The following is a 22,257-nucleotide window of genomic DNA, read 5'->3' as shown; positions in this document are numbered from 1 at the left end:
CAAACGCGCGCCAAAGAGGGGGAAGCCGCGTCAGCGGCGCAATGGGCTGTTCAGCGCTCGAAGAGCGCAGTCAAAGCGGGCACCGTCTCGTCAATGAAGTGCCGCAGCTTGGCCGGCACAAAGCGTTGCCCCGGGTACACGAGGTGGATGGGATCGGTGCGCGCGTGCCAGCCCGGCAGCAACGGCACCAACTGCCCATGGTCGACCTCGCGGCGGCACACGTAGTCGGGCAGCAGCGCCACGCCCTGGGCGTCGATCGCGAGTTGGCGGATCAGGCGCATGTCGTTCGCCACAAACGCGCTGCGCAGCGGCACGTTGGCGCGCGACTTGCCGCGCATGAGCGTCCAGCTGTCGCGCCCCAGCGGGCTGAAGCACAGGGTGGCGTGTTGCGTGAGGTCCTTGGGCTGGCGCAGCGCGGGCGCGCGCTTGAGGTAGTCCGGGTGGGCAAAAGGTGCCCAGCGCGCCTGCCCGATCTTGCGCGCGACCAGGCTGGAGTCGGCCAGTTCGCCGGCGCGCAAGGCCACGTCAAGCCCCTGCTCCACCAGATCCAGGCGCACATCGGAAAACACCAGCTCGACCGCCACGCCCGGGTGGCGCGCGCGGTAGCCGCTGAGGATGCCGAGCAACTGCTCATCGCCCATGTCGATCGGCAGCGTGATGCGCAGCAGGCCCTGCGCCTCGTGCCTGCCGGCGTCGATCTGCGCCTCGGCCTGCAGAATTTCCTCCACCCCGTGCGCGGCCTGGCGCAGGTAGGCCTGACCCGCCTCCGTCAACCGCAGACGGCGCGTGGTGCGCTGCAACAGCGTAACGCCCAGCCGCTGCTCCAGGCGCGACACGCGCACGCTCAACGTGGACACCGGCATGCTCAACAAGCGCGCGGCGGCGCTGAAGCCGCCGGCTTGCGCCACGCGCACGAACACCAGGGTGTCGTTCAGGTCCATGCTCGATTGTTCAGTTCATTGAAAAATGATTTGTGATCTTACCGACTTATCACGCGCGCGCGGGCCCGGTACAGTGGATGCTCACAAGGAGAAAACCCCATGAAAACCGTGTCCTTCATCCAACGCAGCGCCGGCGGCCACTGGGTCGGTGACGGCTTTCCCGTGCGCAGCGTCTTTTCGTACAACAATGCGCCGGAACGCTTCTCGCCGTTCCTGCTGCTCGACTACGGCGGCCCCACGCGCTTCGAGCCGACCACGAAACAACGCGGCGTGGGCCAGCATCCGCACCGCGGCTTCGAAACCGTGACCATCGTCTACGACGGCGAGGTCTCGCACCGCGATTCCAGCGGCGGCGGCGGCACCATCGGCCCCGGTGAGGTGCAGTGGATGACGGCGGCGGCCGGCATCGTGCACGAGGAGTACCACGGCGAACGCTTCGCCAAGGAAGGCGGCGCGTTCGAGATGGTGCAACTCTGGGTGAACCTGCCCGCGCGCGACAAGATGGCGGCCCCGGGCTACCAGGGCATCACGCGCGACCAGATTCCGCAGATCGACCTGCCCGATGGGGCCGGCACGGCGCGCATCATCGCGGGCGAATTGCTGGGCGTGAAAGGCCCGGCGCATACCTTCACGCCCATGCAGGTGTGGGATCTGCGCCTGAAGGCTGGCCACACCGTGACGCTGCCCGCTGCGGAAGGCCACACCACCGCGCCGTTCGTGTTGCGTGGGCGGCTGCGCCTGGCCGACGGCAAAGAGGTGACGGCTGCGCAAATGGCGGTGCACTCGCGCGACGGACAGGACGTGACCCTCGAGGTGCTGGAAGACGCCACCGTGCTGTGGCTGGCGGGTGAACCGATCGATGAGCCGGTGGTGGGGTATGGTCCGTTCGTGATGAACAGCGAGGCCGAGATCCACCAGGCCTTCGCCGACTTCCAGAGCGGAAAGATGGGGCGCGTCAAAGAAGCCGTGTAACCCCCCCCAGGCCGCCCGCGGCCCGGCAAAGCAGGTTCCGCGGGTGCCCGGGAACCGCGGGTACTTCACTCGATACAACAAGGAGCTCCACGATGTTTGAAATGGTCATCACCGCCCGCGAAGCCGACCTGGGCCACGGCCTCAAAGTTCGGCGCGTGCTGCCGTACGCGAAACGCCGCATGGTCGGCCCGTGGATCTTCGTGGACCACGCCGGCCCGGTCACGCTCGCCGCCGCAGACACACCTGCGGCCGACGTGCGCCCGCACCCGCACATCGGCCTGTCCACCGTGAGCTACCTGCTCAGCGGCCAGGTCGAGCACCGCGACAGCCTGGGTGTGCACCAGTTCATCAACCCCGGCGACGTGAACTGGATGACCGCAGGGCGCGGCATCTCGCATTCCGAGCGCTTCAAGCACCCGGACTCGTTCGCCGGCGGCGGGCTGGAGCTGATGCAGCTCTGGGTGGCACTGCCCGAGGCCGACGAAGAAACCGACCCGGCTTTCACCCACTACCGGGCCGCGGACCTGCCGGTGCGCGACGATGGCGGCGTGTGGATGCGCCTGATCGCGGGCGAGGCCTATGGCATGAAGAGCCCGGTGCGCACGCACTCGCCGCTGTTCTATCTGCACACCGAATGGCAACCGGGCGCGCGCCTGACGTTGCCGGGCGGCTACAGCGAACAGGCGGCTTACGTGGCGCGCGGCGAGGTCGAGTACGAGGGCGAGACGTACGTGCCGGGCCAGTTGCTGGTGTTCGGTGACGACACCGATGCGGTGATCACCGCGCGCACCAAGGCCACACTGATGGTCTTCGGTGGCGAGCCCCTGGGCGAGCGCCACATCTTCTGGAACTTCGTGTCCTCGCGCAAGGAACGCATCGAGGAAGCCAAGGCCGATTGGGCCGCTGGCCGCATCCCGCTGCCGCCGGGTGACGACAAGGAATGGATTCCGTTGCCGGGCTAAGCGGCTCCGACCTGCACATGAACCACCTTCCCGGGGTTCATGATGTTGAGCGGGTCCAGCGCACGCTTGATACGGCGCATCACGTCTACCGTGGCCGCGCCATGCTCTTCTTCGAGATACGGCATTTTGTGCAGGCCAACGCCGTGCTCGCCGGAGCAGGTGCCGTCGTACCGGATGGCGCGGCGCATCAGCCGCTCGCTCACCGCTTCGGCGGTCTTCACTTCTTCGGGGTTGCCGGGGTCCACCAGCAACAGGCAGTGGAAGTTGCCATCGCCCACGTGGCCGAACACGGGTGCCTGCAGGCCGCTGGCCTGAATGTCGGCCACGGTTTCGGTGAGGCATTCGGCCAGCACCGAAATGGGCACGCAGGCGTCGGTGGTGAATGAACGGCAGCCTGGGCGCAATTGAAGGCAGGCGAAATAGGCATGGTGCCGAGGCGTCCAGAGACGGCTGCGCTCTTCGGGCCGCGTGGCCCACTGGAAGTCACCGCCACCGTTGTCTTCCACCAGGCTTTGCAAGGCCGCGCTCTGCTCTTCGACTTGCGCCGTCGAGCCGCTGAATTCCAGGAACAAGGTGGGCTCCACCGCCAGCGTGGTCCTGCTGTGCAGGTTGACGGCCTTGATGGTCATGGCGTCGAGCAATTCGGCGCGCGCCAGCGGCACACCGAGCTGAATGGCCTGGATCACGGTATCGACCGCGGCGCCCACGCTCGGGAAATGAACCACCGCGGCGGCAATGGCTTCGGGCTGCGGATGCAGTTTGACCACCACTTCCGTGATGATGCCCAGCGTGCCTTCCGAGCCGGTGAACAACTGCGTGAGGCAGTAGCCGGCAGAGGACTTGCGCGCTCGCCGCGCGGTGCGGATTACCTGCCCTTGCGGTGTGACCACTGTCAAGGACAGAACGTTGTCGCGCATGGTTCCATAGCGCACGGTGTTGGTTCCGGACGCGGCCGTGGCCACCATGCCACCGATGGTGGCGTTGGCGCCCGGATCCACCGAGAAGAAGAAGCCGGTGTGCGCGAGCGCCTTGTTCAGCGCCTCGCGGGTCACGCCCGCCTGGACTTTGGCCGTGAGGTCTTCGGCCCGCACTTCGATCACCTGGTTCATGCGCGACATGTCGATGGACACGCCGCCATGCACCGCCAGCAGGTGGCCCTCGATGGACGACCCGATGCCGAAGGGTATGACCGGCACGCGGTGCGCGACACAGGCCTGCACGATCAGCGCCACTTCGTTGGTGGATCCGGGGAAAGCCACGGCCTGAGGCGGGCACGGCTCGTAGGCCGACTCGTCGGATCCGTGCTCCAGACACACGGCGGCGTTGGTGGTGAAACGGTCTCCGAGAATGTTCGATAGCCACTCGACCAATGCGCGAGGCAGGCCGGAGCGGTCTGCGCTGTCGGCCATGGTGGAAGGATGTTGGGGGGTGAGCACTGCGGACATGGCGTCGATCTCCTTCACGCTGTATTCCAGTTGTTGACAGGAATCAGTCTAGGAGGCGGCTCCCGCCATGAGAAATACGGATTGCGTCTAGGGGTAGCGTTCAGGGCTATAACAATTCGACGCCTTGCCACGCCCCGCTCCTGACCCGCTCGCGCGTGGTTTCGAGCAAGAGAAGCTTCACCGCTTGCGCGGCCAGGGACAGCGAGCCATCCCTGGCACTGCACACATGCACACGCCGGGTCAGCTTGGGCACCAGGGGCACCGCCTGGAGGTGGCCGGTGGCGATCAGATCGCTCACGGCCGCCCAAGGCATGATGCCCGCCGCCACGCCGCTCTCGATCGCCTTGCGCATGATGCTCATCGAGTTGGCCACGATGAAGGGCCGGGGCAACGGGCTGCCGACGGCACGCGCGGCCTCTTCCACCAGCGCCCTCACGCCGTGGTGCACGCCCGGCAGCGCCAGGACATGCTTGCTCAGGTCGGACACGTTCACCGTGGCGGGCAACTTCTTGTCGGCGGTGGCGACGAGGAACAGCTCTTCGTCCATGAGCGGCTCGGCGTCGAGAAGCTTCGCATCCTGGTCGCTGACGATCACGGCGAGGTCAAAACGCCCGCTGTCCAGGCCGCGCAACAGGTTGCCGCTGATCTCGTCGAAGAACTCCAGCGAAACGCCCTCGTGCGCCTTGCCCACCGCGTCGAGCAGGTGCATGGCGTACTGCACGGCGGTGCTCTGCGGCAAGCCCACCGTCACAACCCCGGTGAACGCCACCCCGGCCTGCCGGACCATGTTGGGCAGCTCGTCAATCTGCTTGAGGATGCTCTGCGCGTGTCGGTAGAAAACCTCGCCCTGCTCCGACATCTGCACGCCGTTGTACTTGCGGTGCAGCAGTTGCTGACCCAGTTCCGCTTCCAGCTGGGTCATCTGCTGGCTGAGCGCGGGTTGCGCCACATAGAGCACCTGCGCAGCCTTCGAGAGGCTTCCGAAATCGGCGATCTTGAGGAAGTATCGAAGCTGGCGGATTTCCATCGTTGCTCCTGCGAAGAGGTCGGTGCATTCTCCACGATGGTGAGCCAAGGTGTTGCTCCAGCCCGGAACACACGACAATCACTGCATTTGTCCACTTTTCCCGGGTATTTGCGATGGCCCTGTTCACTGCTCTGTTTGGCGCATCCGACAAGGTCGCCACCGCCCGCAAGCGCCACACCAGTGTCCGGCGCGCCCGTGTCAACGCCTCGGCCACCGCGCAGCGTGCCGCGCATTTCCTGCGCTCGGCCAACGCGCTGATCCAGCTCAGCAAGGAAGAAGCGCTCACGGTGGTGGGCTACATGGAGATGCGCCAGTGCGCCGAGGGCGAGGCCATCATCCGCCAGGGTGCCAGCGGCAACAGCGGCGACGACGGCTTCATGGCCCTGGTGGTCGACGGTGAAGTCACGGTCGAGACGGTGACGGTGAGCCGCATCTCACCGCTGACGGTGAACGTGCTCGGCCCGGGCCATCTCATGGGCGAAATGTCGCTGATGGACGGCGCGGCCCGCTCGGCCACCTGCACGGCGAGCACCGACGTGCGCTGCGCCGTGCTCACGCGCGCCGCGCTCGAAGCCATGATCGCCGAAGAACCCACCACCGCCGCCAAGCTGCTGAGCGCGGTGGCGCTGCGCCTGAGCCGGCGCCTGCGCGAAACCGACGGCAAGCTGCAGCTCTACGGCCAGCTGGTGCAGAGCATGCAGGAAGAAATCAACCGGCTGGTGCCGGATCTGGACTGACGACCGTTCAGGCCGCTTCTTTGTAGAAGTAATCGCGCTTGAGCGCGCGTGGCGCCAGCGGGTTCACGCTCTGGTGAATGGCGGCGATGTGGTCGGGCGTGGTGCCGCAACAGCCTCCCACGATGTTCACCAGGCCTTCGGCGGCGAACTCGCGCAACAGGCGGCTGGTGTCGGCGGGCGTTTCGTCGAAACCGGTGTCGCTCATCGGGTTGGGCAGGCCGGCGTTGGGGTAGCAGCTGATGAAGGTGTCGCCCGCGACCTTGGCCAGTTCCTGGATGTACGGCCGCATCAGGGCCGCGCCCAGCGCGCAGTTCAGGCCCACGGCCAGGGGTTGCAGATGGCGCACGCTGGCCCAGAACGCGGTCACGGTCTGGCCGCTGAGGATGCGGCCGGAGGCGTCGGTCACGGTGCCGCTGATGATGATCGGCAGGCGCTGCCCGGATTGCTCGAAGAATTCGTCGATGGCGAACAGCGCCGCCTTGGCGTTGAGCGTGTCGAAAATGGTTTCGACCAGCAGCACGTCGGCCCCGCCTTCGACCAGGCCTTCGATCTGTTCCAGGTAGGCCGCGCGCAGCTGCTCGAAGGTGACGTTGCGCGCGCCCGCGTCGTTCACGTCGGGGCTGATGCTCGCCGTCTTGGGCGTGGGGCCGAGGGCACCCGCGACGAAGCGCGGTTTGTCGGGCGTGCTGAACTTGTCGCAGGCGGCGCGGGCGAGCCGCGCCGAGGCCACGTTCATCTCGCGCGCCAGATGGGCCATTTCGTAGTCGTCCTGCGCGATGGTGGTCGCGCCGAAGGTGTTGGTCTCGATCAAATCGGCGCCAGCGGCCAGGTAGCCCTCGTGGATGTCGCGAATGACATCGGGGCGCGTCAGGCTGAGCAGCTCGTTGTTGCCCTTCACGTCCTTGTGGAAGTCCTTGAAGCGCTCACCGCGGTACTCGGCCTCACCGAGTTTGAAGCGCTGGATCATGGTGCCCATGGCGCCATCGAGGATGGCGATGCGTTGCTTCAGGATCTCGGGCAGCGCTTGCGCGCGGGTGTAGGCAGGGGCGTTCATGCCGGGATTGTATGAAAGCCCCCCCGCGCCCGGCCGCCCGCCAGATCGGTGGCCCTGCGAATTCCCCGACAATACCCGGCATGAAACACCTCACGCCCCAGCAGGCCTGGGCCTGGCTGCAGGCCGAACGCGAGTCGCGCGCCGCCCGCGGCGAAGAACCCCCGTTGTTCGTGGACGTGCGCATGGAAATCGAATCGCTCTATGTGGGTCGCCCGCCCGGCGTGGAGAACATCCCCTGGTACGAATACCCCGACCTCACGCCCGACCCGACGCGTTTTGCGGCCGCGGTGGAAGAAGAGGCGGGCCGCAAGGACCGCCCGGTGCTGCTGATCTGCCGCAGTGGCAAGCGCACGCTGGATGCGGGCCAGGCGCTCGAGGCCGCCGGCTTCCGCGACGTGGCGCACGTGCTGCACGGTTTCGAGGGCGAGCTCAACGATGCCTTCAAACGCTCCAGCATCAATGGCTGGCGTTTTGATGGCCTGCCATGGGAGCAGATGTAAGCCCATGACCGCGACGATCGATATCGCGCCCGGCAGCGAAATTCTGGAGAACAGCCTCGGCGTGTTGCACGAGGTGTTCGGCTACGACGCCTTCCGCGGCCCGCAGGCCGAGATCGTGTCGCACGTGGGCGCCGGCGGCGACGCGCTGGTGCTCATGCCCACGGGCGGCGGCAAGTCACTGTGTTACCAGGTGCCGGCGATCGTGCGCGAGCGCGCCGGCCAGGGCGTGACCATCGTGGTGTCGCCCCTGATAGCGCTGATGCACGACCAGGTGGGCGCGCTGCTCGAAGCCGGCGTGGCGGCCGCCTTCCTCAACTCCAGCCTCAGCAGCGAAGACGCGCAGCGGGTTGAAAAGCAGATGCTGCGTGGCGAGATCACCATGATCTATGCCGCGCCCGAGCGCCTGACCACGCCGCGCTTCCTCGCGCTGCTGGACTCGCTGCACGAACGCGGCAAGCTCAGCCTGTTCGCGATCGACGAAGCCCACTGCGTGAGCCAGTGGGGTCACGACTTCCGGCCCGAGTACCGCGCGCTGGTCGTGCTGCACGAACGTTACGCCGACGTGCCGCGCGTCGCCCTCACGGCCACCGCCGACGACCTCACGCGCGCCGACATCGTCGCGCACCTGCAGCTGCAGGAAGCGCGCACCTTCATCAGCAGCTTCGACCGCCCCAACATCCGCTACCAACTGGTGGAGAAGAAGGACGCCACCACGCAGCTGATGCGCTTCATCCGCGACGAGCACACCAACAGCGGCGACGAGCACGATGCCGGCATCGTCTACTGCCAGTCGCGCCGCCGGGTGGAGGAAGTGGCCACCATGCTGTGCGACGCCGGCCTTACGGCCCTGCCCTACCACGCCGGGCTGGACGCCGCCGTGCGCCAGAAACACCAGGACCGCTTTCTGCGCGAAGAAGGTCTGATCATGGTCGCCACCATCGCCTTCGGCATGGGCATCGACAAGCCCGACGTGCGCTTCGTCGCGCACCTGGACATGCCCAAGAACATCGAGGGCTACTACCAGGAAACCGGGCGCGCGGGGCGCGACGGCGAGGCCGCCAACGCCTGGATGGCGTATGGCCTGCAAGACGTGGTGAACCAGCGCCGCATGATCGACGAGAGCCCGGCGGCCGACGAGTTCAAGCAGGTGCTGCGCGGCAAACTGGATGCCCTGCTCACACTGGCAGAGGCAAGCGACTGCCGCCGCGTGCGCCTGTTGTCGTACTTTGGCGAAGCCAGCCAGCCCTGCGGCAACTGCGACAACTGCCTCAACCCGCCCCAGCTGATCGACGCCACCGAGTCTGCGCGCAAGCTGCTCTCGTGCATCTACCGCGTGCAGCAAGCCAGTGGCACGGCGTTTGGCGCGGGCCACATCATGGACATCCTGCGCGGCAAGGCCACCGACAAGGTCAAGCAGTACGGCCACGAAAAGCTGTCGACCTTCGGCATCGGCGCCGATCTGTCGGAAACGCAATGGCGCGCCCTGCTGCGCCAGCTCATCGCACGCGAGGCCGTGGAGGTGCACGACGCGCCCTACAACACCTTGCACCTGGCCGACGCGGCGCGCGACATCCTCAAGGGCCAGACCGAGGTGCGGCTGAAGGCCCTGGCCGACAAGGCCGCCGGCACCGCGCGCAGCGGCCGCCAACGCGCGGCACGCGCCACGGTGAAGGACGACGGCGTGCCACTGAGCCTGTCCGAACGCGAATGCCTCGAGGCGCTCAAGGCCTGGCGCGCCGGCGTGGCACGCGAACACAACCTGCCGGCCTTCGTGATCTTTCACGACGCCACCTTGCGCGCCATCGCGGGTCGCAAGCCCGAAACCCTGGCCGATCTGGACGGCGTGGCCGGCATCGGCCAGAAAAAACGCGAGGCCTACGGCGCCGACGTGATTCGGGTGGTGAGTGCTTTTGTCTGAGGCGATCCGCAGCCTGCATTCGCCCCTGACAACCAAGGTGTGAATGTGCCGACCGCCCGTCGGTCAGCCCCAGGCAGCCGCTCAAGCCGTCGCCCCTCAAGCCGATGTTTCTGATGTAGCCGGGGGGTTCCTCCTCGGCCCGGACATCGACGGGAGCGCTTCATGTTTTTCAAGTTGCCATGGTTTGGCAAGACCCAGAAAGCCGAGTACCACGACACGCAGGTGCTGGAGCTGGACTTTCTTGTCGACGAATTTCACCAAGCGATGGCCGACATCAAGGACCCGGTGCGCACCCGTTTGCAGTCGGCGTTGGCGTCCTGCCTGACGCCCAAAGACCTGTGGTTCATGCGCAGCAAGCTGTTCGAGTTGATCTCCAAGCACCATTGCGAAAGCGTGGCCACCGTCCGCCTGTCCCGCCTGGACCAGAAGCTGCGCTTCTTCATGACCCACCACCCCGACTATTCGTCGGACGAACTGCCCACGGGCCCGATGGCCCTGATGCACTGAAGGCCCGCCGCGCCTGCGCTCAGGTAAAGCCGATGCCCCGGGCTTCGCGCACCTCGGGTTTGATGCGGTGCTCGGCTTCGAGCTGAGCGATGAACTCCTCTGGCGCCAGCGCTTCCGCCAGAATTTCCACCTGCCGCTTCACCGCCGCGAAATCGCCCGGACACAGCTGATCGAGCTTGGTCAGCCGCGCGGCGTGTGCCGGCTCCAGTTTCGATGCGTCGCCGTCCAGCGCTTCGACCACAAACATTTTCTGGCGCTGCGCCGACGTCAGCGGCTTGAAGCGGATCTTGAACGTGAAGCGCCGCAACGCGGCCTGATCGATGCTGTCCATCAGGTTGGTGGTGCAGATGAAGATGCCGGCAAAGCGCTCCATGCCCTGCAGCATTTCGTTGACTTCGGTCACTTCGTACGTGCGTTGCGCGCCGCGGCGGTCCTGCAGGAAGCTGTCGGCCTCGTCGAGCAACAGCACGGCTTTCTCGGCCTCGGCTTCGCGGAACATCGCGGCCATCTGCTGCTCGGTTTCACCCACGAATTTGCTGATCAGGTCGCTCGCGCGGCGGATCATCAGCGGGCGCTCCAGCTGCTGCGCGATGTGCTCGGCGAGCGCGGTCTTGCCGGTGCCGGGTGCGCCATGGAAACACAGGCAACCGTGGCCACGCGCCTTGAGCGCGGCGATCACGCGCGGCAGTTCGTGGCGCGTCTCGATGTGGAGCATGTCCAGGCTGTACTGCGTGACGCTGGGGCGCTGCAGCAGATCGGGCTTGCGGCCCAGGGCGAGGTCGGCGTTCTTGAGCTGGCGCTCGATGAGGTCGTCCAGCAACAGCGGCGCCTTGCTGCTGCGCCGGGCCTTGGGTTTGGCGGGGCTCGCGGCCAGTTGCGCGAAGCGCAGCGCGGTGCGTATCTGCGCAGGCGTGAGGCCCTTGCGTTCGGTCAGCCGCGCCACCAGCGCGTCGGACACCGGCGCGCTCTCCAGCGTCTTGCGCACCAGTTGCTCGCGCGCGCCGGGCGGCGGGCTCTTGAGCTCGAGGTGGTAGGCGAAGCGGCGGCGAAACGCCGGGTCGATCTGTTCGATGCGGTTGGTCACCCACAGCGTGGGCACGGCATTGGTTTCCAGGATCTGGTTGACCCAGGCCTTGCCGCTCACGCTGCCGGTGTGCGGCGCGGCCACGTGTTCGGCGCGCGCCATGATCTGCGCGGCCTCGCTGGAGATCGGCGGGAACACGTCTTCCACTTCGTCGAACAGCAACGCCGAATGCGCCGTGCCTTTGAGGAACACCTGCGCGATCTGCAGCGAGCGGTAGCGGTCGCGGCCAGAGAGCGCGTTGCCGTCGCGGTCGGCGTACTCCACTTCAAACAGTTCCAGGCCGGCGGCGTTGGCCACCACGCGCGCCAGTTCGGTCTTGCCGGTGCCGGGCGGGCCGTAGAGCAGCACGTTCACGCCCGGCTCCTTGCGCGCCACCGCTTCGCGCAGCAGGCCGCAGAGCAGGCGCACGTCTTCGCCCACGTAGTCGAAGTCCTTTTCGCTCAGCGCCGAGCGCGCGGCGGGTCGGGTGAACACCGCCATCAGCTCGCTCTGCGTGCGGTACTCCCGCATCAGCACCGGCGGCAGTTTTTCGCTGACCTTCATCAGGTCGGCCAGGTCGGTGATGTTGTGTTCGGAGATCAGGTTCTCCACCATGCCGATCCGCTCCAGGCGCGAGCCGGCGCGCAGCGCTTCGCCGACCTCGCTGGCCTTCACACCCGCCACATCGGCGATCGCCGCATAGGCCTCGGGTGCGTTGTTCACCTTGAACTCGACCAGAATGGAGCGCAGGTCGCGCTGGTAGCGCGCGAGCGTGCCGTAGAGCAGCAGCGCGCGCTCGGCGCGATTGAGCTGCAGCAGGCCGGCGAGCGCATCGATGTTCTTTTCCACCAGCGTGGACTGCTTCTTCAACGAGTGGCTCAGCCATTCACCGGTGACCGCCAGGACCGACAGCAGGTCTTTCGGCGACTCCTTGGCGTACTCGTCCAGGTAGAAGAACAGCGTGCCTTCTTCATAAGGGCCGCGCCAGACGCCATAGCGTTCCATGAAGGCGTTGGTGGTCAGGCCATCGTGGCCGCTCCAGAGTTCGTTGTCCTTGCAACGGCGCTGCAGGAATTCGCGCAGGCGCAGCAGCACGGTCTGCGGCCACACCAGGTGCCGGCCGGCGAGCGAGAGCAAGGTGTTGAGGTCGCGCCGCACATTGAAGCGCGGGCCCTGGCGCGCGGCCAGCGTGAGCACGAAGTGCGAGCACATGAGGTCGAGCACAGGCGCCTGGCGCAAACCGTGCGGCACGAACACACGCCCCTCGCCCGCGATCGGGCCGCGGCCCTCGCGCGCATCGGGGACGGTGCGAACCGCCAGTACCGCAGACTGCGGCGAGCGCTTGTTCATCCAGACACCTCCTGAACTGCCGGCCCTTGGGTTGGCATTTGAGCGGACCATAACCCAGCTTGATGAATCATGGAAGAGAGTGATACGGCGTGTTCGGGCAATTTGTCAGGCTTTGCCCTCATGGCGCTGCACAACGGCTGCGCCACAATCGCGCCATGCTGCAACTCGCCGACATTGAAGCCGCCGCCGCCCGTCTGAAAGGGCATGTGCTCGACACGCCATTCGTCGAGTCGCGCACCATTTCCCAGCTCACCGGCTGTCAGGTGTTCCTGAAGTTCGAGAACCTGCAATACACCGCCTCGTTCAAGGAGCGCGGCGCGTGCAACAAGCTCTCGCAACTCACGGCCGACGAGCGCGCGCGCGGCGTGGTCGCCATGAGCGCGGGCAACCACGCCCAGGGCGTGGCCTACCATGCGCAGCGCCTGGGCCTGCGCGCGGTGATCGTCATGCCGCGTTTCACGCCGGGCGTGAAGGTGGAGCGCACGCGCGGCTTCGGCGCCGAGGTGGTGTTGCACGGCGACACGCTGGATGCGTCGCGTTCGCATGCGCGAGAACTCGCCGAGCGCGAAGGCCTGGTGTTCGTGCACCCGTACGACGACGAAGCCATCGTGGCCGGCCAGGGCACGCTCGCGCTGGAGATGCTGCGCGAACAGCCCGACCTGGACACGCTGGTGGTGGCCATCGGCGGCGGCGGCCTGATCGCCGGCATCGCCACGGCGGCCAAGGCCATCCGCCCAGACATCCGCATCGTCGGCGTGCAGACCGAGCGTTTTCCCGCCATGGTCAACGCCATTCAGGGCACCAGCCTGCCGCAGGGCACGAGCACGATTGCCGAAGGCATTGCCGTGGGCACGCCGGGCGTGATCACCGAAGCCATCGTGCGGCGCCGGGTCGATGAGCTGCTGCTGGTCGACGAGGGCGACATCGAGCAGGCCATCGTGATGCTGCTGGAGATCGAAAAAACGCTGGTGGAAGGCGCGGGCGCCGCCGGCCTGGCCGCCCTCATCAAACACCCGGAGCGTTTTGCCGGCCAGCGCGTGGGCCTGGTGCTGTGCGGCGGCAACATCGACCCGATGCTGCTGGCCTCCATCATCGAGCGCGGCATGGTGCGCGCCGGTCGGCTCGCGCGCATTCAGGTGAACGCGCGCGACGTGCCGGGCAACCTCGCGCGCATCACGGCCACGGTGGCCGAGGCCGGGGCCAACATCAACGAGGTTCACCACCAGCGCGCGTTCACGCTGCTGGCGGCGCAGAACGTGGCCATCGAGCTCGTGCTGCAAACGCGTGGACGTGAACACATCGATCTCGTCATCTCACGCCTGCGCGAAGCGGGCTTTGACGCTGCGATCGTCCCCATGTAAGACCACGCGCCGCGGCGCGTGGAGGTTGACGCTGTGGCGGCGGCTCTGACATCATGCGCCGCACTGCCAACACAACCAGGAGGGACCGATGGACACCAACACGCTTTGGAATTCGCTGCAGAACACGCTGGGTACGCACATCCCGCAACTGCTCGGCGCGCTCGCCATCTTCATCCTGGGCTGGCTCATCGCGGTGGTCGTGCGCGCGGCCACGCGCAAGAGCCTGGGCTTCGTGGGCGTCAACCACCGCTTCGGCAAGCTCACCAACACGCGCGTGGACATCGAGGGCGCGGTCGCGCTCGCCCTGTTCTGGATCGTGATCCTGCTCACCCTGGTCGCGGTGTTCAACTCGCTGAACCTGACGATCGTCTCCGGCCCGTTCTCGGTCTTCACCACGCAGCTCTTCGAGTACGCGCCGCGCATCATCGGCGGGTTGATGCTGGCGCTCCTGGGTTGGCTGGTGGCCAGCGTGGTGCGCGCGCTGTCGCAGAAGCTGCTGGACAAGACCACGCTCGACGAAACGCTGTCCGAACATGCGGACATGTCGCCCATCAGCGAAAGCCTCTCGGGTGCGCTGTTCTGGTTGGTGATCCTGCTGTTCGTGCCCGCCGTGCTGGGCGCGCTGCAAATGGAAGGCCTGCTCGATCCGCTGCGCCACATGGTGACCAAAACGCTGGACATGCTGCCCAACGCGTTGGCGGCTTTCGTGATCGGCGGCGTGGGCTGGATCGTGGCCACCGTGCTGCGCAACCTCACCTCCCACCTCAGCCGCACGGCGGGCGTGGACAAGCTTGGCCACCAGGCCGGCCTGGTCGACACGGTGAGCCTCTCGCGCGTGATCGGCATGCTGGTCTTCGTGGCGGTGTTCCTGCCCTCGCTGATCGCCGCGCTCGACGCGCTCAAGATCGAAGCCATCTCCAGGCCCGCCACCGACATGCTCAACCTGATCCTGCAGGCGGTGCCGCACCTCATCGCCGCCGCGCTGATCCTGGTGGTCACCTGGCTGGTGGCCTCGTTCGCCAGCAAGCTGCTGGCCAGTCTGCTGGCCACGCTGGGCTTTGACACCCTGCCCGCCCGCGTGAACATGGCGCACGCCTTCGAGAACACCAGCGCCTCCACCGCCGTGGGCCGCGTGGTGCTGTTCTTCGCCATGCTGTTTGCCACCGTGGAAGCGGCCGCGCAGCTCGGCTTCGGCCAGGTCAGCGGCATCGTGTCGAGCTTCATCCGCTTTGGCGGCGACATCCTGCTCGGCTCGGCGATCCTGGTGATCGGCTTCTGGCTCGCCAACCTCGCCTACGACGCCATCGACCGCGCCAGCGGCCCCGGCACCAAGGGCCTGGCGCGCATTGGCCGCTACGCCATCCTGGCCCTCGTGATCGCCATGGGCCTGCGCGCCATGGGCATTGCCGACGACATCGTCAACCTCGCCTTCGGCCTCACGCTGGGCGCGGTCGCGGTGGCCGTCGCCCTGTCCTTCGGCCTGGGCGGGCGCGAAGCCGCTGGCAAGCTGATGGAGCATTGGCTCTCCCGGTTCCGCCGCGGGGAATGAGCGCATGGCGCAGAACCCCGACACAGCCATCACCCACGAGTTGCTCCAGGGCCTGCTGGCCGAGTGGTTCGCGCCCTGGATCCAGGCCATGGGTCTGAAAGTGGCATCGTTTGCCGACGGCGAAGTGACGTTGGTGCTGCCGCAAAGCGACCAGCTCTCACGCGTGGGCGGCATGCTGTGCGGCCAGGCCATGATGGCGGCCGCCGACACCGCCATGGTGCTGGCCATCGTCACGCAACTGGGCTCCCACCGGCCCATGACCACGGTGCAGCTCAACACCAGCTTCCTCAAACCGCTCTCGGGGCAGGATGCGCGCATCACCGCGCGCGTGATCCGCGCGGGCAAAAACCTGGCGTTCGGCGAAATCGACATCTGCGGCGCGAACGATGGCCGCAGCGTGTGCCGCGCCAGCACCACCTACGCCCTGCTCTGAGGTCGCAGCCCCATCCCGTAAAATCGCAGGAGTTTTGAACCCCTGACGGAGCCCCGCACCATGTCCAAGCACGAAAGCCACACGCCCAGCGAACATTCCGACGACCTGGTGGAGTCCATCGTCCCTTACATGCCCGTCGTCCTGCCCATCGCCGGCGGCGTGCTCATGTTCCTGCTGGCCTTCATCGCTGTGTTCATGGCCTGATCCGTTCAGCGCCTCCGCCCAAGCCGAACGCCCCGACCGGGGCCTTCGGCTTTTCTTTTGGCCGGCCAGGCGTCTCATGCATCACGTTATGCGGGTTTTGCATGTAACGGGTTGGTAACCCGCCGGTCCCTTTCATAAAATTGCAGCATTGGCCTGCTTGCAGACGAGGCCCGCCCCTTTCCCGAAGGGACCCTTTCGACAGCCGCCGCGTCACCCCTGACGCTTGCGGCTGTCGGTGTCTCTGAGGTGCACCGCTTTACAAACTTCTGGAGCCGATTCCATGAACTCACCTGTGATGCAGGGCCTGGCCCTCAACACCCCCTCCTATGTAAAGAACGCCCGGCTGATCGCCTGGGTGGCCGACATGGCCGCGCTGTGCAAGCCTGACCAGATCGTCTGGTGCGACGGCAGCGAAGAGGAATACGCCCGCCTGTGCCAGCAGCTCGTGGACGCGGGCACGCTGAAGAAGCTCGACCCGGTGAAACGGCCCAACAGCTTCCTGGCTTGCTCCGACCCGTCGGACGTGGCGCGCGTCGAAGACCGCACCTTCATCTGCTCGGCCCAGCAGGAAGACGCCGGCCCGACCAACAACTGGAAAGCCCCGGCCGAAATGCGCGCCACGCTGCAGCCGCTGTTTGACGGCTGCATGCGCGGTCGCACCATGTACGTGGTGCCTTTCAGCATGGGCCCGCTGGGCAGCCCGATCGCCCACGTCGGCATCGAGCTCTCCGACAGCGCCTATGTGGCGGTCAACATGAAGCTCATGACCCGCATGGGCAAGGCCGTGTACGACGTGCTCGGCAGCGACGGCGAATTCGTGCCCTGCGTGCACACCGTGGGCGCGCCGCTGGCCGAAGGTGAAACCGACAAGACCACCTGGCCCTGCAACCCGACCATCAAGTACATCGTCCACTACCCCGAGACCCGCGAAATCTGGAGCTACGGCTCGGGCTACGGCGGCAACGCGCTGCTGGGCAAGAAGTGCTTCGCGCTGCGCATCGCGTCCACCATGGGCAAGCGCCAGGGCTGGCTGGCCGAACACATGCTGATCCTGGGCGTGACCAACCCCCAAGGCAAGAAGTACCACGTGGCCGCGGCCTTCCCCAGCGCCTGCGGCAAGACCAACTTCGCCATGTTGATCCCGCCCAAGGGCTTTGAAGGCTGGAAGGTCACGACCATTGGCGACGACATCGCCTGGATCAAGCCGGGCCAGGACGGCCGCCTGTACGCGATCAACCCCGAAGCCGGCTACTTTGGCGTGGCACCGGGCACCAACACGGCGACCAACCCCAATTGCATGTCCAGCCTGGACCGTGACGTGATCTTCACCAACGTCGCGCTGACCGACGACGGCGACGTGTGGTGGGAAGGCATGGGCGACGCCCCGGCCCACGCCATCGACTGGCAAGGCAAGGACTGGACGCCGCAGATCGCCAGGGAAACCGGCGCCAAGGCCGCCCACCCCAACGCCCGCTTCACTGTCGCCGCCACCAACAACCCCGCGCTGGACGCCGCCTGGGACGACCCCGCTGGCGTGGCGATCGACGCCTTCATCTTCGGTGGCCGCCGCTCGACCACCGTGCCGCTGGTGACCGAAGCGCGCAACTGGACCGAGGGCGTCTACATGGCCGCCACCATGGGTTCGGAAACCACCGCCGCCGCCTTTGGCGCCCAAGGCGTGGTGCGCCGCGACCCCTTCGCCATGCTGCCGTTCACCGGCTACAACATGAGCGATTACTTCCAGCACTGGCTGGATGTGGGCAACAAGCTGGCCGCCCAGGGCGCCAAGCTGCCGGGCATCTTCTGCGTGAACTGGTTCCGCAAAGACGAGGCCGGCAAGTTCGTCTGGCCCGGCTTCGGCGAAAACATGCGCGTGCTGAAGTGGATGATCGACCGCCTGGAAGGCCAGGCCGGCGCCGGTGTCGAACACGCTTTTGGCGTGAGCCCGCGCTTCGAGGACATCCACTGGGAAGGCCTGAACTTCTCGGCCGATCAGTACCGCACCGTGACCCACATCGACAAGGCGGCCTGGGCCGAGGAACTGGGCCTGCACAGCGAGCTGTTCACCCAGCTGGCGTACCACCTGCCGCGCGAGCTGGAGGAAACCAAGGCCGCGATCGAAAAACGCCTGGCCGCCTGAGACACGTCGGCCGAGCAAAAAAAACGCCACCGGAAACCGGTGGCGTTTTTTTATGGGCGCTTGGCGCGTCAGTAGTATTGCGCCAGCTGCCTGCGGGCGCGGGCCATGCCCACGCGCTCCCAGTGGCTCAGCACCTGCTCGAGGACCTTGGGCGCTTCGGGCAGGCCCAGCGGCGCCAGGGCGTCGTCAAAGGACTGCTGCACAGGCGCTGCCACGACCTCCTGCTCGTCCTGCGCGCGCGTGCGGGCCGCTTGCAATTCGGTCATCAGGCGGTGGTCCATGCGGGCCAGTTCCCACAGACGGGTTTCGGCGCGCGCTTCGGCCAGGGCCTGCGACCAACCGTCCAGCGCCACCACGGCGCGACGGGCCAGCGAGCGGGCGGTGTCGGCAAACAGGGCCATGCCGGCGAACACGACCACCCACAGAAGGACCCAGGCGAGGAACAATTGGTCGTCGGCCCAGGTGCTGATCAGGCGGTCGGCGGCGACCACCAGGGCAGCCAGCACGGCGGCCAGCAACATGGCGGCCAGGCCGCGCGTGTTTTCGCCGCGGCGACGAACGCCCTCAACCCCCTTGTGCGCAGGGGCGGATGCCGGGCGCGAGCCCAGCGGGGCAGAAGGATGGGATGCGAATGTGCTCATGGCGAACTCCTTTGGGGTAAATGTCTTTTGGACACCCGAATGTTAGGGGAAACCCTCATATCCTCCCACTTTATCTTTATGATGAATTACATTCACAACAGTGATGAATGACCTCAATTTCCGCACCCTGGACCTGAACTTGCTGCGCGTCTTCGACGAGGTGATGACCGAGCGCAACCTCACGCGCGCGGCCCACAACCTCGCGATGACGCAGCCGGCCGTGAGCAACGCGCTGCGCCGCCTGCGCGACGTGCTGGGCGACGACCTGGTGCGGCGTTCGGGCTATGGCGTGGAGCCCACACCAGCCGCGCTGACGCTGTGGCCCACGGTGCGCGACGCCCTTCACTTGCTGCGCGAGTCGCTCGCGCCCGGCACCTTCGAGCCGGCCAGCGCGCGCAACGCCTTCCTGCTGGCGATGGCCGATGCCACCGCCGCCAAGCTCATGCCGGCGCTGATGGACATCTTCGACAGCGAAGCGCCGGGCGCGAACCTGCGCATACTTCCGCTGACCACGCGCGATCCGCGGGACCTGCTCGAGTCCGGCACGGTGGATCTGGCCATCGGCTATTTCCCTGGCGTGCTGGCCGAGCTGGGCGCGCTGCACCTGCAGGAGCACAACCCGAACTTCCACCATCAACAGCTGTACGTCGGCGAGTACGTGGTGGTTATGCGGCGCGGCCATCCCCTGGCCGGTAAACCCTTGAGCCTGGACGAATATTGCGAGGCGCGCCATTTGCTGGTGAGTTTCTCGGGCCGCCCGTTCGGGTTCGTGGACGAGGCGCTCGCGGCGATGTCGCGCAAGCGCCGCGTGGTGCTCACGGTCAATCAGTTCTTCACAGCTGGCCGCGTGGTGGCCACGACCGACATGCTCACCGTGCTGCCGCGCCACTTCGTGGGCGCCACCGGCATGGAGCATGAGCTCGCGGCGTGCGAGCTGCCGCTGCAGGTGCCCCCGGTGCATGTGGATTCGCTGTGGCACCGGAACGCCACACACAACACCGCCCACCGCTGGCTGCGGGAGGCCGTGGCGCGCGCGTCGGCCATCGAATTTCGCGCCACCGAGCCCACGAACGCCCCACCCGCCGCGAAACGCCCTCGTCCACCCAAGGCTTGAACGCCCTGGCCCACAATGCGCGCATGAAACTTCAGCTGCTCAGCGACCTGCACCTCGAAGCCAACCCGGACTTCGTCCCCACGCCCGCCCCCGGCGCCGATCTGCTGGTGCTCGCGGGTGACGTCGGCTCTTACCAACTGCGCCGCGACGGCAGCGCCATGGGCGAGGCCGACTGGGGCCTGAGCCGCTTTGCCCACTGGCCGGTGCCGGTGTTGTTCGTGCCCGGCAACCACGAGTACGACGCGCTCGACGTGGACGACGCCCACGACCGGCTGCGCAAGACCTGCGAGCGCCTGGGCCTGATCTGGCTGGAGCGCGAAACGCGTGTGCTGCAAGGTGTGCGCTTCGTCGGCACCACGCTGTGGAGCGACTACGACGCGCTCGGCGAACGCGAGAAGGCCTACCGCGCCGCCAACCACTACCTCGTGAAGATGGCGGGCCGCCGTGGTGGGCGGCTCTTCGACGCCCAGGCCATGCGCGAGCTGGCGCTGGAATGCCAGCACTGGTTGCGCAACGCCCTGGCCGAACCGTTCGAGGGCCCGACCGTCGTGGTGACACACTTCGCGCCCACGCTGCACAGCGCCGACCCGCGCTACGGCCTGAGCCCGGGCACCGCGGGTTTCTGCAACGGGCTGGACGATTGGTTGGCGCAGGCCGATCTCTGGCTGCACGGCCACCTGCATTGCCCCACCGACGTGCGCGTGGGTCGCTGCCGCATCGTCGCCAACCCCTTGGGTTACGCGGTGAAGAACGAACAGGACGGCTTCCTTCCACAGCAGCTGATCGTGGTGCCCGAGCGCGCCCATGCGCCCTCTCTTTGAGCCAGCGCAAAACCCTTCGCGCGCGACGACATACACTGGCCTTTGATGCAACCCCCAAAGGAGATGACCTCATGAAGATCTTGCTGGCTGTCGATGGCAGTGCGTACACCGAGAAGATGCTGGCTTACCTGGCCGCGCACGACGCCATGTTTGGCTCCGACAACGACTACACCCTGATCACCGTGCAAGCCCCGCTGCCTGCGCGCGCGCGCGCGGCGGTGGGTGCGGAGACGGTCAACGAATACTACGAAGAAGAGTCCGCCAAGGTCACCGGGGCGGCGCTCCAGCTTCTCAAGCGCAGCGGCATCGAGGCCAAGACCCTCCACAAGGTGGGCGCGCCCGGCGAACAGATTTCCAAGGCGGCCGACGGTGGCAAGTTCGACCTGCTGGTGATGGGCTCGCACGGCCACAGCGCCCTGGCCAACCTGGTGATGGGCTCGGTCGCCACGCAGGTGCTTGCGCATTGCGGCGTGCCGGTGCTGCTGGTGCGCTGACCTCGCGCCCCTTCGCCCCGCAAAAGGCCCGCGTTGCGGGCCTTTTGCTTTTTCAGGCGGCGGCCGACTCGGCGGCGCGAAGGTTCTGCGCGGCGGCGCGGCGCAGCGCCGTGCTCAACGCGTCGAGCACGTCGGAGTTGAGGTTCCAGCAATGCCAGTGCAAGTCCACGCCCAGCCGATGGCGTGGCGCGAGGTTCACCAGCTCGCCACGCGTGAGCAGATCGCGCACGCGCAACTCGGGCACCACGCTGACCCCCCAACCCGCCTGCACCGCGCGCACCTGGCCTTCGCTGGAGGGCACGAACAGCTGCTTGAGCATCACGCGCGGCAGGCCGAAGGCCTTGGCGACGAAGCCGTGCTGCAGGTTGTCCTTGCGGTTGAACGCCACGAACGGCAGCTTGTGGAAGTTGTGCGCATTCAATCCTTTGGGCAGGTGCTCGGCGGCGTAGTCCGCCTGCGCCACAGCCACGTAGTCCATGGTCCCCAGCGCTTCCATCTTGCAGCCGCGCAGCGCCTGGCCGAGCGAGGTCACACAGCCCAGCACCTGACCTTCGCGCAGCCACTCGTGGGTGAACTCCTGGTCGTCGGTGATGATTTCGATCGGCAGACCGCCTTTGGCCAACGCGTCGAGCGCGGGCAGCGCCCAGGTCGCGATGCTGTCGGCGTTGATGGCCACCGAAATGCGCTCTTCGTCGCGGCCGTGGCCGGTGGAACTGGGCGCGAGTTCCTTCAGATCTTTCTCGAGGTCGGCGCGCAGCAGCCGCATCATCTTGGCGTGCTTGAGCATGAGCTGGCCCGCCGCCGTCGGCTTGAGCGGGCGGCTGCGCACGATCAGCACCGTGCCCACCTGCGCCTCCAGCGCGCGCAGGCGCTGCGACACGGCCGACTGGGTGATGGAGAGGCGCTGCGCGGCCCGCTCGAAGCCGCCCTCTTCGATGATGGCGGCCAGACATTCAAGGGCGTCAGGGTCAAAGGTGCTCATGGAAACCTCCGGCAAACGGGGTGTGCGCGGCTTGTGGCCTGC

The 22,257-nt window shown here is 66.9% G+C and carries 21 protein-coding genes; 14 read left to right on the top strand and 7 right to left on the bottom strand.

Going from position 1 to position 22,257, the window contains the following annotated elements; genetic code table 11:
• Positions 1 to 50 precede the first annotated feature (50 nt).
• Positions 51 to 941 carry a LysR family transcriptional regulator gene (locus FFS09_RS13565; protein ID WP_137919420.1) on the bottom strand — a complete coding sequence of 297 codons (891 nt, stop codon included), beginning with the start codon at positions 939 to 941 and terminating at the stop codon, positions 51 to 53.
• A 99-nt stretch (positions 942 to 1,040) separates the two neighbouring features.
• Here FFS09_RS13565 and FFS09_RS13560 point away from each other — a divergent pair, with 99 nt between their 5' ends.
• Both FFS09_RS13560 and FFS09_RS13555 read left to right on the top strand, forming a co-directional pair.
• The gene (locus tag FFS09_RS13560; RefSeq protein WP_137919419.1) at positions 1,041 to 1,913 is read left to right on the top strand and encodes a pirin family protein; all 873 of its coding nucleotides are present in this window, start codon (positions 1,041 to 1,043) and stop codon (positions 1,911 to 1,913) included.
• Between the two features lie 92 nt (positions 1,914 to 2,005).
• Positions 2,006 to 2,875, top strand: coding sequence for a pirin family protein (locus tag FFS09_RS13555; RefSeq protein WP_137919418.1), 870 nt, complete (start codon positions 2,006 to 2,008; stop codon positions 2,873 to 2,875).
• Here the strand turns inward: FFS09_RS13555 and FFS09_RS13550 are convergent.
• Positions 2,872 to 4,320: an FAD-binding oxidoreductase gene (locus FFS09_RS13550; RefSeq protein ID WP_252374361.1), complete on the bottom strand. Its 1,449-nt coding sequence runs from the start codon at positions 4,318 to 4,320 to the stop codon at positions 2,872 to 2,874. The genes FFS09_RS13555 and FFS09_RS13550 overlap by 4 nt on opposite strands.
• Positions 4,321 to 4,426: 106 nt before the next feature.
• Positions 4,427 to 5,347, bottom strand: coding sequence for a LysR substrate-binding domain-containing protein (locus FFS09_RS13545; RefSeq protein WP_137919417.1), 921 nt, complete (start codon positions 5,345 to 5,347; stop codon positions 4,427 to 4,429).
• Between the two features lie 113 nt (positions 5,348 to 5,460).
• Here FFS09_RS13545 and FFS09_RS13540 point away from each other — a divergent pair, with 113 nt between their 5' ends.
• Entirely contained in the window at positions 5,461 to 6,084 is a 624-nt protein-coding gene (locus FFS09_RS13540; protein WP_137919416.1) for a Crp/Fnr family transcriptional regulator, read from the top strand.
• Positions 6,085 to 6,091: 7 nt separating this feature from the next.
• On the opposite strand, the gene FFS09_RS13535 is transcribed toward FFS09_RS13540, so the two are convergent.
• A complete protein-coding gene (locus FFS09_RS13535) occupies positions 6,092 to 7,138 on the bottom strand; it encodes a homocysteine S-methyltransferase family protein (RefSeq protein WP_137919415.1) in 1,047 nt (348 codons plus the stop codon).
• A gap of 80 nt (positions 7,139 to 7,218) precedes the next feature.
• Between FFS09_RS13535 and FFS09_RS13530 the strand changes: the two genes are divergently transcribed.
• From FFS09_RS13530 to FFS09_RS13520, 3 genes are all read left to right on the top strand, one after another.
• Positions 7,219 to 7,638, top strand: coding sequence for a rhodanese-like domain-containing protein (locus FFS09_RS13530; RefSeq protein ID WP_137919414.1), 420 nt, complete (start codon positions 7,219 to 7,221; stop codon positions 7,636 to 7,638).
• A 4-nt stretch (positions 7,639 to 7,642) separates the two neighbouring features.
• Positions 7,643 to 9,556: a DNA helicase RecQ gene (recQ, locus tag FFS09_RS13525; protein ID WP_137919413.1), complete on the top strand. Its 1,914-nt coding sequence runs from the start codon at positions 7,643 to 7,645 to the stop codon at positions 9,554 to 9,556.
• Between the two features lie 162 nt (positions 9,557 to 9,718).
• The gene (locus FFS09_RS13520; RefSeq protein WP_137919412.1) at positions 9,719 to 10,063 is read left to right on the top strand and encodes a hypothetical protein; all 345 of its coding nucleotides are present in this window, start codon (positions 9,719 to 9,721) and stop codon (positions 10,061 to 10,063) included.
• 19 nt (positions 10,064 to 10,082) lie between these two features.
• On the opposite strand, the gene FFS09_RS13515 is transcribed toward FFS09_RS13520, so the two are convergent.
• Positions 10,083 to 12,476: an ATP-binding protein gene (locus FFS09_RS13515; protein ID WP_137919411.1), complete on the bottom strand. Its 2,394-nt coding sequence runs from the start codon at positions 12,474 to 12,476 to the stop codon at positions 10,083 to 10,085.
• Positions 12,477 to 12,631: 155 nt separating this feature from the next.
• On the opposite strand from FFS09_RS13515, the gene FFS09_RS13510 reads away from it, so the two are divergent.
• The 5 genes from FFS09_RS13510 (at position 12,632) to FFS09_RS13495 (ending at position 18,163) form a co-directional block, all read left to right on the top strand.
• The gene (locus FFS09_RS13510) at positions 12,632 to 13,837 is read left to right on the top strand and encodes a threonine ammonia-lyase (protein WP_137919410.1); all 1,206 of its coding nucleotides are present in this window, start codon (positions 12,632 to 12,634) and stop codon (positions 13,835 to 13,837) included.
• An 88-nt stretch (positions 13,838 to 13,925) separates the two neighbouring features.
• A complete protein-coding gene (locus FFS09_RS13505; RefSeq protein ID WP_137919409.1) occupies positions 13,926 to 15,386 on the top strand; it encodes a mechanosensitive ion channel in 1,461 nt (486 codons plus the stop codon).
• Positions 15,387 to 15,390: 4 nt separating this feature from the next.
• A complete protein-coding gene (locus FFS09_RS13500; protein WP_137919408.1) occupies positions 15,391 to 15,819 on the top strand; it encodes a PaaI family thioesterase in 429 nt (142 codons plus the stop codon).
• A gap of 60 nt (positions 15,820 to 15,879) precedes the next feature.
• Entirely contained in the window at positions 15,880 to 16,023 is a 144-nt protein-coding gene (locus tag FFS09_RS30650) for a hypothetical protein (RefSeq protein ID WP_171020009.1), read from the top strand.
• A gap of 280 nt (positions 16,024 to 16,303) precedes the next feature.
• Positions 16,304 to 18,163, top strand: a complete 1,860-nt coding sequence (locus FFS09_RS13495; protein WP_137919407.1) for a phosphoenolpyruvate carboxykinase (GTP) — start codon at positions 16,304 to 16,306, stop codon at positions 18,161 to 18,163.
• 68 nt (positions 18,164 to 18,231) lie between these two features.
• Here the strand turns inward: FFS09_RS13495 and FFS09_RS13490 are convergent, their stop codons facing one another.
• Complete coding sequence (locus tag FFS09_RS13490) at positions 18,232 to 18,804, bottom strand: hypothetical protein (protein WP_137919406.1); 573 nt, start codon at positions 18,802 to 18,804, stop codon at positions 18,232 to 18,234.
• 103 nt (positions 18,805 to 18,907) lie between these two features.
• Here FFS09_RS13490 and FFS09_RS13485 point away from each other — a divergent pair, with 103 nt between their 5' ends.
• The 3 genes from FFS09_RS13485 (at position 18,908) to FFS09_RS13475 (ending at position 21,233) form a co-directional block, all read left to right on the top strand.
• Complete coding sequence (locus FFS09_RS13485) at positions 18,908 to 19,918, top strand: LysR family transcriptional regulator (protein ID WP_137919405.1); 1,011 nt, start codon at positions 18,908 to 18,910, stop codon at positions 19,916 to 19,918.
• Between the two features lie 23 nt (positions 19,919 to 19,941).
• Positions 19,942 to 20,739 (top strand): metallophosphoesterase, encoded by a 798-nt coding sequence (locus FFS09_RS13480; protein WP_137919404.1) that lies wholly within the window; start codon positions 19,942 to 19,944, stop codon positions 20,737 to 20,739.
• A 71-nt stretch (positions 20,740 to 20,810) separates the two neighbouring features.
• Positions 20,811 to 21,233, top strand: coding sequence for a universal stress protein (locus FFS09_RS13475; protein ID WP_137919403.1), 423 nt, complete (start codon positions 20,811 to 20,813; stop codon positions 21,231 to 21,233).
• A gap of 52 nt (positions 21,234 to 21,285) precedes the next feature.
• On the opposite strand, the gene FFS09_RS13470 is transcribed toward FFS09_RS13475, so the two are convergent.
• A complete protein-coding gene (locus FFS09_RS13470) occupies positions 21,286 to 22,215 on the bottom strand; it encodes a LysR family transcriptional regulator ArgP (protein WP_137919402.1) in 930 nt (309 codons plus the stop codon).
• Positions 22,216 to 22,257: the final 42 nt, after the last annotated feature.

It is taken from the genome of Hydrogenophaga sp. 2FB (assembly GCF_005503365.1).
Taxonomy (GTDB): Bacteria; Pseudomonadota; Gammaproteobacteria; order Burkholderiales; family Burkholderiaceae_C; genus Hydrogenophaga.
The sequence above is the reverse complement of the archived record's forward strand: the minus strand, read 5'-3'. Positions and strand labels throughout refer to the sequence as shown.

Bases quoted from the DNA above. Each gene is read 5' to 3' on its own strand.
- FFS09_RS13565 (WP_137919420.1), bottom strand. From the start codon at position 941: ATGGACCTGAACGACACCCTGGTGTTCGTGCGCGTGGCGCAAGCCGGC.
- FFS09_RS13560 (WP_137919419.1), top strand. From the start codon at position 1,041: ATGAAAACCGTGTCCTTCATCCAACGCAGCGCCGGCGGCCACTGGGTC.
- FFS09_RS13555 (WP_137919418.1), top strand. From the start codon at position 2,006: ATGTTTGAAATGGTCATCACCGCCCGCGAAGCCGACCTGGGCCACGGC.
- FFS09_RS13550 (WP_252374361.1), bottom strand. From the start codon at position 4,320: ATGTCCGCAGTGCTCACCCCCCAACATCCTTCCACCATGGCCGACAGC.
- FFS09_RS13545 (WP_137919417.1), bottom strand. From the start codon at position 5,347: ATGGAAATCCGCCAGCTTCGATACTTCCTCAAGATCGCCGATTTCGGA.
- FFS09_RS13540 (WP_137919416.1), top strand. From the start codon at position 5,461: ATGGCCCTGTTCACTGCTCTGTTTGGCGCATCCGACAAGGTCGCCACC.
- FFS09_RS13535 (WP_137919415.1), bottom strand. From the start codon at position 7,138: ATGAACGCCCCTGCCTACACCCGCGCGCAAGCGCTGCCCGAGATCCTG.
- FFS09_RS13530 (WP_137919414.1), top strand. From the start codon at position 7,219: ATGAAACACCTCACGCCCCAGCAGGCCTGGGCCTGGCTGCAGGCCGAA.
- recQ (WP_137919413.1), top strand. From the start codon at position 7,643: ATGACCGCGACGATCGATATCGCGCCCGGCAGCGAAATTCTGGAGAAC.
- FFS09_RS13520 (WP_137919412.1), top strand. From the start codon at position 9,719: ATGTTTTTCAAGTTGCCATGGTTTGGCAAGACCCAGAAAGCCGAGTAC.
- FFS09_RS13515 (WP_137919411.1), bottom strand. From the start codon at position 12,476: ATGAACAAGCGCTCGCCGCAGTCTGCGGTACTGGCGGTTCGCACCGTC.
- FFS09_RS13510 (WP_137919410.1), top strand. From the start codon at position 12,632: ATGCTGCAACTCGCCGACATTGAAGCCGCCGCCGCCCGTCTGAAAGGG.
- FFS09_RS13505 (WP_137919409.1), top strand. From the start codon at position 13,926: ATGGACACCAACACGCTTTGGAATTCGCTGCAGAACACGCTGGGTACG.
- FFS09_RS13500 (WP_137919408.1), top strand. From the start codon at position 15,391: ATGGCGCAGAACCCCGACACAGCCATCACCCACGAGTTGCTCCAGGGC.
- FFS09_RS30650 (WP_171020009.1), top strand. From the start codon at position 15,880: ATGTCCAAGCACGAAAGCCACACGCCCAGCGAACATTCCGACGACCTG.
- FFS09_RS13495 (WP_137919407.1), top strand. From the start codon at position 16,304: ATGAACTCACCTGTGATGCAGGGCCTGGCCCTCAACACCCCCTCCTAT.
- FFS09_RS13490 (WP_137919406.1), bottom strand. From the start codon at position 18,804: ATGAGCACATTCGCATCCCATCCTTCTGCCCCGCTGGGCTCGCGCCCG.
- FFS09_RS13485 (WP_137919405.1), top strand. From the start codon at position 18,908: ATGAATGACCTCAATTTCCGCACCCTGGACCTGAACTTGCTGCGCGTC.
- FFS09_RS13480 (WP_137919404.1), top strand. From the start codon at position 19,942: ATGAAACTTCAGCTGCTCAGCGACCTGCACCTCGAAGCCAACCCGGAC.
- FFS09_RS13475 (WP_137919403.1), top strand. From the start codon at position 20,811: ATGAAGATCTTGCTGGCTGTCGATGGCAGTGCGTACACCGAGAAGATG.
- FFS09_RS13470 (WP_137919402.1), bottom strand. From the start codon at position 22,215: ATGAGCACCTTTGACCCTGACGCCCTTGAATGTCTGGCCGCCATCATC.